Raw genomic sequence first — 15,001 nt, 5'->3', positions numbered from 1 at the left:
TCCGTCCCGACCGTCCTTCCGAGGGGAACCCGATGCCCGAACCGACCGACCCGGCCGCCCAGGCCGAACCGGCCGAGCAGGACGACCCGGCCACCGGGGCCGACCCGGCCACCCGGGCCGAACCGGCCGAGAAGCCCTCCTGGCGCGACCGGTTGACCAGTGCCATGCCGGCCACCCGGGAGTCCCGGATCATCGCGGTGAACGCGCTGGTCGGCTCCATGGGCACCGGCATGTTCCTGGCGGGCTCCGCCCTGTACTTCACCCGGTTCGCGGGTCTCACCGCGACCCAGCTCGGCGTCGGGCTCGGCATCGCGGGCATCATGGGCATCGCCACCACCGTGCCGATGGGCATGCTCGCGGACCGGTTCGGTCCGCGCAACGTCCTGCTCGTCGTCTGTATCTGGCGGGCCATCGGCTACATCGCGTACCTGCGGGTCGAGGGCTTCACCCAGTTCGTCTTCACGGCGTGTGTGCTGTACATCATGGACCGGGCCGGACAGCCGCTCAACCAGGCACTCGTCGGCCGGCTCATCACCGGCACGGAACGCAACCGCACCATGGGATTCATCCGGTCCCTGCGAAATCTGGGCTTCACGGTGGGATTCTCGCTCGCGGGCATCGCCCTGACGACCGGGTCGAAGACAGGGTTCCAGTTGCTGTTCGTCGGCAACGCGATCAGCTTCCTGTTCGTCTTCGCCCTCATCACGATGCTGCCCAAGGTCGGTCGCACGGTCGTCAAGGACACGGGTGACGCGAAGGACGCGAAGCCCCTCGTGCCACCGAGCCGCGACTGGCGGTTCGTGGCCGCGACGGCCGCGAACGGGGTGCTGTTCCTCCACGACGCGATCCTCATCACCGTGCTGCCGCTCTGGGTGGCCGAGCACACCCGCTCGCCGATCTGGATGATCACCGTCCTGGTCACCACCAACACCGTCATCACCGTGGTGGCCCAGGTCAGGGCGACCCGGCACATCAACAGCCTGTCCTCCGCGACCCGTGCCACCACCCAGTCGTCGGTACTCCTGCTGTTCGCCTGTGTGGCTTTCGCGGTGAGCGGCGTCGTGGACACCCCGGCGTGGGCGATCGTGGCGCTGACGGTCGCGCTGCTGCTGCTGACCTTCGGCGAACTGCTGCACTCCGCTTCGTCGTGGGAGATCTCGTTCGCGCTGTCACCCGAGGCAGCCCAGGGCCGCTACCTGGCCTTCTTCAACGTGGGCTTCTCCGCCGCCGAGATCGCGGGCCCGGCCGTGGTGCTGTGGCTGCTCACCCGGACCGGCCCCGGCGGCTGGCTGATCCTGGCCGTCTGCTTCCCGCTGTCCGCCGCGCTGAGCTGGGTCGGCACCCGGGAGAAGCCCGCCGTCCCGGAACAGGCGGTCCAGGACCCCGACCCCGTGCCCGCCGCCGGCGGCTCCTGATTCCGCTCCGCACCGACGGATCCCGTACCGACGAAGGATTGCCATGTCCGACACACCCGAGCCCCGGCATCTGCTGATCGTCAGCGGTGGCCGAGACCTGCCCGACCGGGCCCGCGACGCATGGCCCGGTCTGCGCACCACCGTGATCTGCCGCCCGGAGGTCGTGCCGCGGCTGCGCAGCCGGGAGAAGATCCAGCGGCTGATCGTGCTGCGCGAGGACGCCCCCGTGGACGAATGGGTGGCCGCCGCGCGGTTCGTGAACGCAGTCGACCCCGTCGACCGGCTCACCAACTTCACCGAGAAGGACACGGAGAAGACCGCGGCCATCGGCCTCGACCTGGGCCTGTCCTGGCACACCCCGGACACGGTGGCGGCCGTCGCCGACAAGTACGAGATGCGGCGGGTGCTCGCGGCGGCCGGTGTCGACGACGTCACCGCCGAGACCGTCCATGACGCCGAGGGCGTCATCAAGGTCGCGGAGAAGACCGGATACCCGCTGATCTGCAAGCCCGTGCGCGGCGTCGCCAGCAAGGGCGTCACCAGGATCGACGGACCCGACGACATCGAACGGGCGCTGGAGTGGGGGGCCACCGGGGCCGGCGGCCTGGACTCCGCGGCCCTGCTCGTCGAGCCGTACGTCAAGGGCGACGAGTACAGCGTGGAGAGCGTCAGCGAGGACGGCGAGCACCTGGTCGTCGGCATCACCCGCAAGATCTCCGAGCGCGACCACTTCGTGGAGGTCGGGCACGTCGTGCCGGCCCCGCTGCCGGACGCCGACGAGGAGAGCATCCGCGCCGTGGTCGGGGACATGCTCCGGGCCCTGGGCGTACAGCAGGGCGTCACGCACACCGAGGTGATCGTGGCCGCCGACGCCGTGCACATCGTGGAGACCCATCTGCGGCCCGCGGGCGACGAGATCCCCGAGCTGTGGGCGCGTGTGCGCGGTGTCGACATGATCGGCCTCGTCGCCCGGCAGGCCGTCGGGCTGAAGGTCCTCGACGAGGTGCGGGCCGCCCTGGCGGAGCCCGGGGAGGGGCCGGGCGCCGCCGCGATCTGGTACGCGTGCCCCGACGCCGTCGGCGAGATCGTCGAGGTCTCCGGCGAGGAGGAGGCCCGTGCCCTGGAGGGGGTCGTGGACGTCGAGGTGCTGATGGACGTGGGCAAGCGACTCAAGGGCGTGACCGGTTCGTTCGCCCGCGGCGCCCATGTGTGCGCGGTGGGCGCGACACCGGACGAGGCGCTGCGGCGTGCCCAGGAGGGCGTGCGGAAGCTGTCGTTCACCGTCCGCAGCGACGGTATGGCCGCCCGCCACGAGGCGCTCACCGCCTCCGGCTGAGAGTCTGTCGGCAGCAACGGACCTGCACGGCAAGGCAGTCCGGGCCACACGGCGACCCGTCGCGGCGGGCCGCCCGTACAACAGCGAGAAGAGAGAGAAGAAAGATGACCGCAGAGAACACCGCAGAGAACACCGCAGAGAACACCACCGACTACGCGTTCGGCGGCCTGCACCACGTCCAGCTCGCCATCCCGCCGGGTGCCGAGGACCTGTGCCGCCAGTTCTGGGGAGAGGTGCTCGGCATGACCGAGCTGGAGAAGCCCCCGGTCCTGGCCGCCCGAGGCGGCTGCTGGTTCCGCGGCGGCGGCCTGGAGGTCCACCTCGGGGTGGAGAAGGACTTCGCCCCGGCCCTCAAGGCGCACCCCGGGATCCTCGTCCGCTCGCTGGGCGGCCTGGCCAAGCGGCTGGAGGCGGGCGGCCACGAGGTGACGTGGGACGACAACTTCCCCGGCCACGACCGCTTCTACGCCTTCGACAAGCTCGGCAACAGGCTGGAGTTCCTGGAGCCGAAGGCCGCTTCCTGACACACCGTCCCTGACCGGCCGGCGCCGTACCGCATCCGTACCACGGCATCACTAGGAGCCAGAAATGACCGAAGCAGCGGGCAGGCAGCCCGCATTCCGCATGGCGGACCTGATCGTGGCCGAGGGCCCGGAGGGCGCCGAGCGCATCCTGATCGCAGGGCTGACCGTCAGCGTGGCCGCCGGTGAGATCGTCGCGGTACTCGCGGACGGCACCGGACCGGCGGCGGCCCTGACCGAGGTCCTGTCGGGCCGGCGGCGCGCCCAGTACGGTTCGATCACCGTGGGCGACGCGGGCCGGCCCCGGCGGATCACCCCCGTCCGCCCGGCCGGGGTCACGGTGGTCCGGGCCGGGCAGCACACGCCGGCCGGGCAGGCCGTTCCACCGGTGGTCGTGGTCGACGCGGTGTCCGGCCCGTCCGGGTCTGCCGACCCGCACACCGAGGAGGCGCGGACCGCCGCCCGCCGGGGCAGCGCGGTGCTCCTGGTGACGACCGACGCGGACATCGCGTCGGCCGCCGACCGGGTCGTCGAGCTGAACCGGGCCCCCCGCACCGACGCCGTGCAGGAGGCACAACCGGAGATCCGGTTCACCGTCGCGGCGCTGACCGACGCGGCCGTCGGGTCGCTGACGGCCGCCGGCGTCGAGGCCGACCGCGCCGCACTGGTGGCACGGGTCCTCGTCGACGCCGATGTACGGGGCCACTTCTCGCACGGCGTCGGACTGCTCCCGATGTACCTGGACCGGTTGGAGCGCGGGGGCATCGACCCCGACGCCAAGCCCGAGTGGCTGAGCGAGGGCGGGACCGTCGCGGTACTCGACGCCCACGGCGGCTTCGGCCAGATCGCGGCCGAGAGCGCGGCCGAGACCTGCGCGCGCAGGGCCGCCCAGACGGGTCTGGCCGCCGTCGCCGTCCGGGGCAACAACCACGTGGGCATGCTCGCCGCCTACCGCGAGCACTTCGTGCGGCACGGCGTCGTCGGGCTCGTGCTCAACGTCTCCGGCCCCAGCGTCGCCGCGCCGGGCGCCGGACGCCCCACCCTCGGCAACGACGCCGTGTGCATGGTCGTCCCCCGCGCCGAAGGACTCCCGCTCGTCGTGGACTTCGCCACCGGAACCGTCGCCAGCGGCAAGATCAGGCACGCCGCGCACCGCGGCGAACAGATACCGGCGGGCTGGCTGGTGGACCGTCAGGGGCGGCCGACCACCGACCCGGAGGAGCTCGACCGGGGCGGCGCCGTACCGGTGTTCGGCGGCTACAAAGGGCTGGGCGTGGCCGTGATCACCGAGGTGCTGGCCGGCATCCTGGCGGGCGGCACGGTCAGCCCGCTGGTGCACAAGCAGCGGGCCGAGCCCGAACGCGCCATGGACTGCTCCCAGTTGTTCCTCGCCCTTTCCCCCGCGGCCTTCGGGAACCCGCCCGTGGACGAGCTGCTCGCGGTGCTCTCGGGCGCGGTGGCGGCCGGCTACCCGCAGGGCCCGCCGGACGTCCATCTGCCCGAACAGCAGGAGCAGTTGGCCGAGGCCGTCGCCCGTGAGCAGGGCGTTTCGGTGCCCGCCGCGGTCGTCGAACGGCTCGGCTGGGCCATGGGCGAGGCCCCCGCCGGTTCGGGGAGCGCCCGATGAGCCTCGGAGTGGGAATCGTCGGCTTCGGGGTCGCAGGCCGTCAGCATGCCGCCGCACTGGATCCGATGCCGGAGGCCGGAGTGGCCGCCGTACTGGAACTGGACGCCTCGGTCGACACCGGCGACCTGCGCCGGGCCGGGTCCTGGCGGGAACTGCTGGACGACCCGGACGTCGAGCTGGTCGCCCTGTGCGTGCCGCCGGGCGGACGTGCCGGGATGGCGGTGGAGGCACTGGAGGCGGGCAAGGCGATACTCCTGGAGAAGCCGCCGGCCGTCTCCGCCGCCGAGATCGACATGATCACGGACGCCGCCGCACGGGCCCGCAGGCCGGTCGGGGTGATGCTCCAGCACCGGGTGCGACTGCCCGCCCAGGTGCTCGCCGTGGACTGGGCCAACCCCGCCGTGACCGCCGTGCTGGAGGTGTCGCGGTTCCGGCCGCCGGCCCACTACCGCAGGACGGGCTGGCGCAGCGACCCCGTCGCGGCGCTCGGCGGCATCGCCGCCCACCTGGGCGTCCACTACCTCGACCTGGCCTGCCAGGTGCTGGGCCGGCCGGACAGTGTGACGCTGGCGCCGACCAGGCAGCTCGCGGAGGGCATCGACACCCGGGTCACCGGAACCGTCGTCTTCCGGTCCGGAGCCACCCTCGCGTTCACCGTGACCGCCGAGTCGACCGTGCGCACCGAACGCCTCCAGGTGCTCGGACCCGACGGCGGGCTGAGCATCACCGACGGCACGGTGATCACCCAGATCGGCGACACCGGCCGGACCTGGCCGACCGCCCCGACCGCGGCGCTGCGGGGCGAGGTGTACAAGGAGATGGCCGAGTCCGTGGCGACCGGGCTGCCTCCCCGGCGCTGCCACCTCGAGGGCGCGCGCGCCGTCACGGACATCCTGGCCGCGGTGGCCGGGGAACCGGCGGTGCTCGCATGACTCCCCTGATCGGACTGTCGTCGGGTTCCGCGTCCCGGCTCCCCGCCGGGGAGCTGGCCCGGCTCGCCCTCTCGCTCGGCGGCTCCGCCGTCGACGTACGGGAGGGAAAGGGCCACGCCTGGGAACAGGACGGGCTTCCCGCGCTGCGCGCCGCCGGGGCCGAGGTGTGCTTCGTCGGCGTCTCCACCGTCCTCGGTGACCAGGCCCACCCGCCCGGCGGGGCGGCGGACCTGCGGTGGCCGGAGCCGGGGCTGCCGGTGAAGGTGTTCGCGGCCGCCGGGTGCACGGAGCCCGACCGCATCGAACTGACGCTCGCCCAGGTCCGGGCACTGGCCGGCCGGGTCGGCGACAGCGCCCTGGTGCTGGTCGAGACCCACCACGGCTACGCGCCCGTCCCGGAACTCGAGGAGCTGTGCAGGCGCGCGGGCACCGGAATCCTGCTCGACACGATGGGCCTGGCCAGGATCGACCGGGACCCCGTGGCCGCTGCCGCCCGGCTGGCCCCGTGGACCTCGTACGCCCAGGTGAAGGGGTTCGACTGGAGTGCCCCCGACACCTCCCGGCACCAGCCGCTCGGCGCGTCCCGTCCCGAGCGGACCCGCGAGGTGCTCGCGGCGGCCGGCGGACTGCGCGCGGTGACCGTCGAGTCGAAGGCCCCGTCGCTCGCGGAGGACACCGCTCAGCTCCTCGCGTGGTATCCCGCCGGCGCTTCCCCTGCCCCCAGCGAGGAGATCCTCACGTGAGACTCGCCATCATCAACGACGAGTTGTCCCAGGACATCGACGAGGCCGCAGCCGAGGCGGCCCGGCAGGGCTTCGGCGGGCTGGAGATCCGATCGAGCGGCGAAGTGCCGCCCCATCTGATGGACGACGCCCAACTGACCGCCGTACGGGACTCCGTGGCACGTCACGGGCTCCAGGTCGTCGGCTTCGACCCGCCCGCCCTCAAGTGCGCCGTGCCCCGCACCGACGCGGAGATCGCCGCGGTGCGGGCCCTGGTCGTGGACGCCGTGCGCAGGGCGGAACTGCTGGGCGCGCCGTTCGTCCGTGTCTTCACCTTCTACCGGGACGGCGACCCGGACCCGGTCACGGCGGCCAGGGCGGCGCGCGAGGTACTGCACGGCGTGCCGGCCGACCGTGTCCCGCTCGTGGTGGAGACGGGAATGCGCACCAACAGCCCGACCATGCGGCACACCCTGGAGTTCCTCGACGAGCTCGGGGACGACCGGCTGGGCATCCTCTGGGACCCCGGCAACAGTGTCTTCAGCGGCTGGGACCCGGTGCCGTTCCCGCAGGACTACGCCCTGGGCCGCGACCGGATCCGGCACGTCCACGTGAAGGACCCCGACGGCCGCGACAGCTATGTCCGGCTGGGCGAAGGCGACCTGCCGTGGCCGCGGATCCTGCGCCGGCTCGCGGACGACGGATACCGCGGCTGGCTCTCCCTGGAGACGCACTGGCGGATCGGCCGGGTCCTGACCCAGGCCCAGCGGGACGAGCCCTGGGGCGACGAGTTCACCCGGGGCGGCTTCGAGGCGAGCTCCACCTGCATGCGGCTGCTGCGGGAAATGACGAGGACCCTGACCGAGGTCACCGCGTCACCGGACCGGCCCGGTGACGCGGCGGAGGCGAACGCATGAGCACAACACCCGTGATTCTGCTGGGCAGTCAGCGCTGCGGCACGACAGCCCTGGCCTACGCCATGAACATGGCCTTCCACGACGCGGGAGGGCATTTCACGGTCAACGGCAAACTGCCCTACCTGCTGCACCGCTGGCTCGGCCGCGAGGACCTGGCCGCCCGCCATCTGCGTACCGACGAGATCCTGCACGCGCTGGACCGCCGGCCGCCGGACGGGGCCGGTGTCGAACGCTGGCGCGCCCGCGTCGAGGAGGCCCTGCGTCGGGCGGCACGCGACGTGGCCGAGGGAGCGGCGGGGGACGACCCGGCCGTGCTCGCCCGGCGCATCCTCACGGAGAGCAACGAGGGCCTGCCCTGCTGGGGGGACAAGTACAACGAGTACCTGCTCCACCTGCCGTGGTTCGGCGAGGTGCTGCCGGACGCGCGCTACGTGATGCTCGTACGGCACCCCGCGGAGGCCGCGCGTTCCATGCTGAGCTGGACCGGCGACCGGCCCTGGCTGCCGACGAGCGAGCGGGCCGCCGTCGACAAGTGGACGGCGTGGAACGGGCACTGGCTGGAGTTCGCGCCGGGCATCCCCGCAGACCGCCGGCTGGTGATCGACTACCGGTCCCTGTGCGGGGGCGAGGAGACGGAACGCCTGGAGGCGTTCACCGGGCTGGAGCTGCGGCCCTATCTCGCCGGCCTCAAAGCCCGTACCCCCGCAGCCGCCCCCGACGCGGACCTGCCGCAGGAAACGGCCGCCGTCTGGGCGGCGCTGCGCGAAGCCGCATCCCCCGCACCGCTCACGACAACCACGCAGAGGTGATCCCCGTGTCCGCAACCCGCGTTCTCGTCGTCGGCGGCAAGGCCGGCATCGTACGCAAGGCCGCCGGCCTCGGCTTCGAGGTGGTGCACATCCAGAAGCCGTCCGCGTTCGACCCGGACGTCGTGGAGCACTGCGCCCAGCTCCTGCTGGTCGACTACCAGGACGTACCGACCGTCACCGCGCTCGTCCGCGTACTGCACGAACAGCGCCCCATCTCAAGGGTGTTCACCCAGACGGAGGCGGCCCAGGCCGTCGTGGGCCACCTCACCGAGGCGTTGGGCCTGCCCGGCAACAGCGCCCGGACCACCCGGCTGCTGCACGACAAGCCCGCGCTGCGCGCGCTGCTGAACGAACGGGGCATCGGCCCGGTCCGCACCCTGACCGGCCCCGCCCACGCCGAGCTGCGCGACTTCGTGAAGGCACACGGGGCCGCCGTGCTCAAGCCGACGATGGGCTCCGGGAGCCTGGGCGTACGCGTCATCACGTCACCCGACGAGGTCGACGGGGCCTGGGCCTGGCGCGAGGAGTTCGGCCTGACGGACTTCATGGTCGAGGAACTGCTCGTCGGGGACGAACTGAGTGTCGAGTCCTTCTCCGCCGCCGGCGCCCACACCGTCGTCGCCCTCACCGGCAAGGAGACGGGCGGCGGAGTGGTCGAGCTGGGGCATGTGGTGCCCGCCCGGATCGGGGACGCCGACCTCGCCTCCGTCCACGACATGGTGGTGGCGCTGCTCGACGCGGTGGGACTGGTGGACGGCCCGGCACACACCGAGCTGATCCTCACCGCCGACGGGCCCCGCGTCGTGGAGTCGCACAGCCGGCGTGGCGGCGACCGCATCAACGATCTCGTACGCCTCGTCCACGGCGTGGACCTGGAGGAGAGCACCTACCGGCTGGCCCTGGAGGAGAACCCGGTGCCCGCCGGCCCCGCGGCCGACGGTGCGGCGGCCATCCGGTTCCTGGTCGCCGAGCCCGGTGTCGTCACCTCGGTGAGCGGTGTCCAGGAGGCGGAGGCGGCCGACGGGGTCGTCCAGGTCGACGTCCAGGTGGCGGCCGGTGACACCGTGCACGAACTGCGCTGGTCGGAGGACCGCTGCGGTTACGTCGTGGCCCGGGGCGCGGACACTGGGACGGCCGTGCGACGCGCCCGGGAGGCCGCCGCCCGCATCGTGATCGCCACCGAACCGGCGGCCGGAGGGGCGCGGCCGCAGGCCACGCTCGGGGACCTCCTCGAAGAGGTCGACGAGGTGCTCGACCCGTTCGCGGCACCGCGAACCCGCGACGGCGAACCCGCGACGGCGAACCTGCGACGGGCCGCCCCGTGACCGCCCAGCCCGTGACCATCGACGAACGTCCGCAAGGAGTACGGCCATGAGCACGACCGAACAGCGACCGGACCGCGCCAAGAAGGTCTCCGTGGTGGTCGCCACCCGCAACCGTCCCGCCGACATCCGGGTGCTGCTGACCGCGATAGCGGACTGCGACACCGGCATCGTCCACGAGGTGATCCTCGTCGACGACGCCTCCGAGACCCCGCTCCGGGTCGACGACGCGGCGCACCCCTTCCCCGTACGGCTGCTCCGCAACGACCGACGGCGCGGAGCGGCCGCGGGACGCAACTGGGCGGCGAAGGAGGCGACCGGCGATGTGCTGGCCTTCCTCGACGACGACGCCCGGCCCCTGCCCGACTGGTTCCACGTCCTGGACTCGGCGCTGACCGAGGACCGGGCCGCCGTCACCGGCCGGGTGCTCCCCTTCGACAGCAGCGTCGTGGCCCGCGCCCGCCAGTACCGGTACGAGGTGCGCTACGCCCAGCACGCGGCGTACAGCGAGGTGACCTTCTTCGCGGGCGGCAACTCCGCGGTGTGGACGGAGCGGTTCCTGGCCGCCGACGGGTTTCCCGATGTTGTCACGGCGAGCGACAACGGCCTGGTGGAGCGGCTGGCGCAGGCCGACGGGCGGGTCCACTTCGTTCCCGCGCTCCGGGTGGCCCACCGCAACAGCAAGGGCGCGGGCATCGCTCTGCGCGAGGCGTGGCGGGCGGGCCGGCTCGCGCCACGCAGCACGCCCACCGCGGCGATGCGCCGGATCACGGCCAGCGCCAAGGTGCAGCCCTGGTCGGACGACCCGGCGGCGGCGGGTCTGAACATCGGGCTGCAGGCGGCCAACTCACTGGCCACGGCCCTTCCGACGGCCTGACGCGACCGGCCTGGGGGCGGGCGGTCCGGCCCCTGCCCCGCCGGAGCTCATTCAGGGGCCTGCTCGGGGTCCGGACCGACGACCGGGCGGGCGCCGGCCCGGTCCGGGTCCGGGCCGGGGTCGGGGGCCGGGCCGACGACCGAGCGGGCGACACCGAGGCCGACCAGATCCTGCGGACGCAGCCGGAGCTGGTCCGCGGTGGCCCGCACCTCGCCGGGCCCGCGCTTCAGGATCGCCGCGGCGAGCTCCGGCGCGATGACCGAGAAGTAACTGTCAGCCGTGACATGGGTGTTGTCCGGTGCGGCCAGGGCCAGTGCGCCGCCCGAACCGCCCTCGCCGATCACCAGGGTGGTGACGGGGACCCGGGCGGCCGCGATCGCCGTGAAGGCGTCGGCGATGGCCGCACCCGCACCGGCCCGTTCCGCCTCGGCGTCGTTGGCGGCGCCCGGGGTGTCGACCAGCGTGAGGACCGGGACGCCGAGCCGGTCGGCCAGCCTGATCACCCGGGCCGCGGTCCGGTAGCCCGCTGGGCGGGTCGCGGTGCCGCACTGGGCGACATACGCGACGGGCCGACCCTCGTGCAGCCCGAATCCGCAGAGCAGCCCGGGGTCCGTACCCCCGCAGCGGTCCCCGTGGACCGGGAGCCGTATCCCGAAGTAGGCGTCCAGGTACGCCTCGGCGCGCGGCCTGGACGCGGAGCGGGCCAGGACCACGGCGTCCCAGCCGGTCCGGGGCAGCCCGGTCGCGGAGAGCGCGGCGGGGACCGGCGCGGGCGCGGGACCCCCGGTCATGGAGAGCGCGGCCGGCACCGGCGCCGGCACCGGCGCGGAGTCGCGGTGGGCGAGCACGCCCAGCCAGTGGCCCAGGGTGGCGGCCAGCTCCTCCGGCGGCACGATCGCGTCGATCTGGCCGGCCGCCAACTGACCCTCGGCGGTGTACGCGAGCGGGTCCGCGCCGGGCGGCCGCACCCGGGAACCGGCGAACCCGACCTGGGCCCCCGGCAGCGCCAGGATCACATCGGCGCCCGCGCCCAGGGTCGCCCAGCCGCCGCCGGTCGTCGGGTCGCGCAGGACCGCGAGCTGCGCCGGACCGGCCGCCCGCAGCCGCGCCGACGCACGGGCCACCCGGTGCAGCTGGGTGAGCGCGATCATGCCCTCCTGCATCCGGCTGCCGCCCGTGGCGATCAGCGAGACGAGTGGGAGCCGCCGGGTCACGGCTTCCTCGTACGCCGCTTCCAGACGGTCCCCGGTGCGCTGCCCGAGCGAGCCGCCGAGGAACCCGAACTCGAACGAGACCAGGACACAGGGCTGCCCGCCGATGCGGGCGAGGCCGTGCACGACGGATTCCCGCTCGCCGGTGCGGGCGGTGGCCCGCGCCCGGGAGTCCGCGTATCCCGTCCAGCCGAGCGGTCCGTCGGCCGCGGTGTCCTCGTGCCGGTCGGTGGACTCGGTGAAGTCGGCGGTGACGGCGGCGATCGCGCCACGGGCCGAGAGCCGGTCAGCCATGGAGCGACCGCTTCATGATCTTGCCCAGGTCGTTGCGCGGCAGCGCGTCCAGGTAGCGGACCGTGCGGGGCCGCTTGTGCGGGGAGAGCAGGGCCGCCACATGGTCGGCGAGTTCACCGGCCGGGGGCGGGGCGGCGGGATCGGCCGGCACCACCCAGGCGACGATCCGCTCGCCCAGGTCCGGGTCGGGTTCGCCGGTGACGGCGGCCTCGCGGACGCCCGGGTGGTCCAGGAGCGCGTTCTCGATCTCGCCCGCGCCGATCTTGTAGCCGCCGCTCTTGATGAGGTCGGTGGCCCTGCGGCCGACGATCCGCACGTACCCGTCGGGGTCGAGGGTGGCCATGTCCCCGGTACGGAACCAGCCGTCGGCGGTGAGCGCGGCGGCCGTCGCGTCGGGGCGGTTGAGGTAGCCGGTGAACAGGTTCGGGCCGCGCACCTGGATCTCGCCGATGGACGCGGGGTCGGCGAGGGCGCTGCCGTCCTCCTCGACCAGACGGAGCTCGACGCCGCGCAGCGGGGCGCCGACGGTGCCGGGGCGCGGTTCGCCGTCGGCCCGCACGCCCGTGTTCATGAGCGTCTCCGTCATGCCGTACCGCTCGATGACCCGGCGGCCGGTCGCCGCCACGATCCGCTCGTGGTCGTGGACCGGCAGCGCGGCCGATCCGGAGACCAGCAGCCGGGCGCCCGCCAGAGCCTTCGCGAGCCCGGCGGACGCGGTGGGCCCGGCGGACGAGGTGGGCTCTCCGGACGCGGTGGGGCGGGCAAGCGCTTCCGCGAGCCGGTGGTACATCGTCGGCACACCGAACAGCATCGTGCCGCCCGACTCCAGTTCCCGGGCCACGCCCTCGGTGGAGAACCGGCCGAGATGGCGCACCGAACCGCCCCGCCGCAGCGGGCCGAGGATGCCGAGGATCAGGCCGTGCACATGGAACAGCGGCAGCGCGTGGACGAGTACGTCGTCACCGGTCCACTGCCAGGCGTCCTCCAGCGCGTCCAGGGAGGCGGCGATCGCCCGGCGCGGCAGGACCGCCCCCTTGGGCGGGCCGGTGGTGCCGGAGGTGTACACGATCAGGGCGGGCGACTCGGGGGAGGGCTCGGCGAACGTGGAGGCGAACGTGGAGGTGAGCGCGGAGCCGGCCGGTCCGGCGGTGGCCGGGTCCACGTCCACCCGCGTCAACGCGGCCAGCGCGGGCGGCAGTACGTCACCGGGCGCGGCCAGCACCACGGAGGGCGCGCTGTCGGCGACGACATGGGCCAGCTCCCGCTCGCCCGTCCTCGGGTTGAGCGGTACGGCCGGTACCCCAGCCCGTAGCGCGGCGACCACCGCGACCACGGTCTCCGGGGCCGGGGTGGCCCAGACGGCGACCCGTCCGGCGTCGGCGATCCGGGCCGCGAGCGCGTCCGCGGCAGCGGCCAACTGCGCGTAGGTGAGGCGGTGTTCGCCGAACCGGACGGCTTCGCGGGCGGCCGTAGGGCCGGCCGGGTTCTGGAGTTCAGGCAGGAGTGGCATCACCCTGTGAACCCTAGATCGGTGAAGCGCTTTCGACCCCATACCTCTCTCGAACCGGCGGCGGATGGCTGGAGAGGACATCCTGCGGGGATTTGGATACGACCTTGACTTATTAATTTTGCGTCGCCAGCACACACTGAACCGGCCCGCGGCAAGGGGCTGAACCGGCGCACGACGAACGGCAGCGTCCCCGCCAGGACGCTGCCGTTCGTCGTGCGCCGGCGGACCGGGCCTCAGGCGTCCCGCGGGATGTTCCGCATCCGCCCGTACGCGTACACACAGCCGGCCAGTGCCAGGTCGGACAGCAGCATGAAGCCGATCGAGTAGGAACCCTTCTCGCTGTAGATCGCGCCCATCACCAGCGGCGGCACGAAGCCGCCGAGTCCGCCCATCGCGCCGACGATCCCGGTGACGCTGCCCACCTTCGCCTGCGGTGTCACCTGCGAGACCAGGGCGAAGACGCTGCCGCTCGCGGCACCCAGCCCGGCCGCCATGATCAGCAGCGCGATCGTGCCGCCGGGCATCAGCTTCGGGTCGAAGGCCTGGACGATCGCCATCAGGGCGGCCACTCCGAGCGCCGCCGAGGAGACCAGCGCCGGGTGGATCCGGTCCGAGAGCCAGCCACCGATCGGCCGGAAGACCACCGTGACCAGGGCGAATCCGGCGGACTTCGTTCCGGCGTCGGTCGGCGAGAGGTCGTACCAGGTCTTCAGGTACGTCGGCAGATAGACGCCGAACGCCACGATGCCGCCGAAGCCGATCGCGTACAGCGCCGACAGCTCCCAGGTGACCCGCAGCCGCCCCGCCGCAGCCAGCCGACGGGCCGGTGTGCCGGTCGGGACCTGCCGGCCGGGCCGGTCGCCGACCAGCACCGCCGCCAGCGCCGCGTACACCACGAGCGCTCCGGCGACCACGAGGAACGGCAGGTTGTGGCCGTGCTCGGCGATCCGCGGGGTGAAGTACCCGGACAGCGCCACGCCGCCCATGCCCATGCCGAACACACCGAGGGCGAGGCCTCGTTCGGAGGGCGGGAACCACGAGTTGACCAGCGGGATGCCGATCGCGAACGTCGTGCCGCCCAGACCCAGCAGGAAGCCCACGACCAGCATCGCGCCGTAGGAGTCCTTCGCCGGGATCAGCAGCAGCACCGGTACGACGGTCAGCGCCGAGATCAGCGGGAACATCAGCCGCGCACCATACTTGTCGGTGAGCGCGCCGACCGGGATCCGGCCCAGCGAGCCGACCAGCACCGGCACGGCGACCAGCAGCGACTGCTGGAACGAACTCAGTCCCAGCCGGTCCTTGTAGTCCCCGGACATGGGCGCGATCAGATTCCACGCCCAGAAGGTGAGCGCGAAGCCGATCGTGGCCATCGCGAGGTTGCGGTAGGCGCCGGGTGGCTGCGCGGTGTCCGGCACGGCGGGCTGCTTGACGGCTGTGTCCACGGTGCCAGTCAAGGGCGGAAGCCGGTTCCGGGCCCGTCGGCCTGCTCCATGCGGGAACGGGGG

Annotated in this window: 13 protein-coding genes; 10 read left to right on the top strand and 3 right to left on the bottom strand. The window is 73.4% G+C overall.

The genetic code is table 11. The features are described 5' to 3' along the window. Nucleotides 1-32: 32 nt before the first annotated feature. The 10 genes from FHX80_RS06590 to FHX80_RS06545 all read left to right on the top strand — a co-directional run bounded on the left by FHX80_RS06590 (nucleotide 33) and on the right by FHX80_RS06545 (nucleotide 10,478). Nucleotides 33-1,415 (top strand): MFS transporter, encoded by a 1,383-nt coding sequence (locus tag FHX80_RS06590; RefSeq protein WP_208764591.1) that lies wholly within the window; start codon nucleotides 33-35, stop codon nucleotides 1,413-1,415. A 43-nt stretch (nucleotides 1,416-1,458) separates the two neighbouring features. Beyond that, the gene (locus FHX80_RS06585; RefSeq protein WP_145763341.1) at nucleotides 1,459-2,751 is read left to right on the top strand and encodes an ATP-grasp domain-containing protein; all 1,293 of its coding nucleotides are present in this window, start codon (nucleotides 1,459-1,461) and stop codon (nucleotides 2,749-2,751) included. A gap of 104 nt (nucleotides 2,752-2,855) precedes the next feature. Beyond that, nucleotides 2,856-3,275 (top strand): VOC family protein, encoded by a 420-nt coding sequence (locus tag FHX80_RS06580; protein WP_145763340.1) that lies wholly within the window; start codon nucleotides 2,856-2,858, stop codon nucleotides 3,273-3,275. A gap of 64 nt (nucleotides 3,276-3,339) precedes the next feature. Then, the gene (locus FHX80_RS06575) at nucleotides 3,340-4,899 is read left to right on the top strand and encodes an Ldh family oxidoreductase (RefSeq protein WP_145763339.1); all 1,560 of its coding nucleotides are present in this window, start codon (nucleotides 3,340-3,342) and stop codon (nucleotides 4,897-4,899) included. Then, the gene (locus tag FHX80_RS06570; RefSeq protein WP_145763338.1) at nucleotides 4,896-5,831 is read left to right on the top strand and encodes a Gfo/Idh/MocA family protein; all 936 of its coding nucleotides are present in this window, start codon (nucleotides 4,896-4,898) and stop codon (nucleotides 5,829-5,831) included. Before FHX80_RS06575 ends, FHX80_RS06570 begins: the two co-directional genes overlap by 4 nt. After that, entirely contained in the window at nucleotides 5,828-6,574 is a 747-nt protein-coding gene (locus FHX80_RS06565) for a hypothetical protein (protein WP_145763337.1), read from the top strand. The genes FHX80_RS06570 and FHX80_RS06565 overlap by 4 nt, the downstream gene beginning before the upstream one ends. Then, nucleotides 6,571-7,470, top strand: coding sequence for a sugar phosphate isomerase/epimerase family protein (locus FHX80_RS06560; RefSeq protein WP_145763336.1), 900 nt, complete (start codon nucleotides 6,571-6,573; stop codon nucleotides 7,468-7,470). Before FHX80_RS06565 ends, FHX80_RS06560 begins: the two co-directional genes overlap by 4 nt. Continuing rightward, entirely contained in the window at nucleotides 7,467-8,279 is an 813-nt protein-coding gene (locus FHX80_RS06555; RefSeq protein ID WP_145763335.1) for a sulfotransferase, read from the top strand. The genes FHX80_RS06560 and FHX80_RS06555 overlap by 4 nt, the downstream gene beginning before the upstream one ends. Nucleotides 8,280-8,284: 5 nt before the next feature. Continuing rightward, on the top strand, nucleotides 8,285-9,604 hold the full coding sequence (locus FHX80_RS06550) for an ATP-grasp domain-containing protein (RefSeq protein WP_167523370.1): 1,320 nt from the start codon (nucleotides 8,285-8,287) through the stop codon (nucleotides 9,602-9,604). Nucleotides 9,605-9,650: 46 nt separating this feature from the next. Continuing rightward, a complete protein-coding gene (locus FHX80_RS06545) occupies nucleotides 9,651-10,478 on the top strand; it encodes a glycosyltransferase family 2 protein (RefSeq protein WP_145763334.1) in 828 nt (275 codons plus the stop codon). A gap of 47 nt (nucleotides 10,479-10,525) precedes the next feature. On the opposite strand, the gene FHX80_RS06540 is transcribed toward FHX80_RS06545, so the two are convergent. From FHX80_RS06540 to FHX80_RS06530, 3 genes are all read right to left on the bottom strand, one after another. Then, complete coding sequence (locus FHX80_RS06540) at nucleotides 10,526-11,983, bottom strand: carboxyl transferase domain-containing protein (protein WP_145763333.1); 1,458 nt, start codon at nucleotides 11,981-11,983, stop codon at nucleotides 10,526-10,528. Next, nucleotides 11,976-13,493 carry an acyl-CoA synthetase gene (locus FHX80_RS06535; protein ID WP_145763332.1) on the bottom strand — a complete coding sequence of 506 codons (1,518 nt, stop codon included), beginning with the start codon at nucleotides 13,491-13,493 and terminating at the stop codon, nucleotides 11,976-11,978. The genes FHX80_RS06540 and FHX80_RS06535 overlap by 8 nt, the downstream gene beginning before the upstream one ends. Nucleotides 13,494-13,726: 233 nt before the next feature. Then, entirely contained in the window at nucleotides 13,727-14,938 is a 1,212-nt protein-coding gene (locus FHX80_RS06530; protein WP_208764590.1) for an MFS transporter, read from the bottom strand. Nucleotides 14,939-15,001: the final 63 nt, after the last annotated feature.

The organism is Streptomyces brevispora (assembly GCF_007829885.1).
Classification (GTDB): domain Bacteria; phylum Actinomycetota; class Actinomycetes; order Streptomycetales; family Streptomycetaceae; genus Streptomyces; species Streptomyces brevispora.
The sequence above is the reverse complement of the archived record's forward strand: the minus strand, read 5'-3'. Positions and strand labels throughout refer to the sequence as shown.

Bases quoted from the DNA above. Each gene is read 5' to 3' on its own strand.
- FHX80_RS06555 (WP_145763335.1), top strand. From the start codon at position 7,467: ATGAGCACAACACCCGTGATTCTGCTGGGCAGTCAGCGCTGCGGCACG.
- FHX80_RS06570 (WP_145763338.1), top strand. From the start codon at position 4,896: ATGAGCCTCGGAGTGGGAATCGTCGGCTTCGGGGTCGCAGGCCGTCAG.
- FHX80_RS06535 (WP_145763332.1), bottom strand. From the start codon at position 13,493: ATGCCACTCCTGCCTGAACTCCAGAACCCGGCCGGCCCTACGGCCGCC.
- FHX80_RS06565 (WP_145763337.1), top strand. From the start codon at position 5,828: ATGACTCCCCTGATCGGACTGTCGTCGGGTTCCGCGTCCCGGCTCCCC.
- FHX80_RS06545 (WP_145763334.1), top strand. From the start codon at position 9,651: ATGAGCACGACCGAACAGCGACCGGACCGCGCCAAGAAGGTCTCCGTG.
- FHX80_RS06585 (WP_145763341.1), top strand. From the start codon at position 1,459: ATGTCCGACACACCCGAGCCCCGGCATCTGCTGATCGTCAGCGGTGGC.
- FHX80_RS06580 (WP_145763340.1), top strand. From the start codon at position 2,856: ATGACCGCAGAGAACACCGCAGAGAACACCGCAGAGAACACCACCGAC.
- FHX80_RS06590 (WP_208764591.1), top strand. From the start codon at position 33: ATGCCCGAACCGACCGACCCGGCCGCCCAGGCCGAACCGGCCGAGCAG.
- FHX80_RS06575 (WP_145763339.1), top strand. From the start codon at position 3,340: ATGACCGAAGCAGCGGGCAGGCAGCCCGCATTCCGCATGGCGGACCTG.
- FHX80_RS06540 (WP_145763333.1), bottom strand. From the start codon at position 11,983: ATGGCTGACCGGCTCTCGGCCCGTGGCGCGATCGCCGCCGTCACCGCC.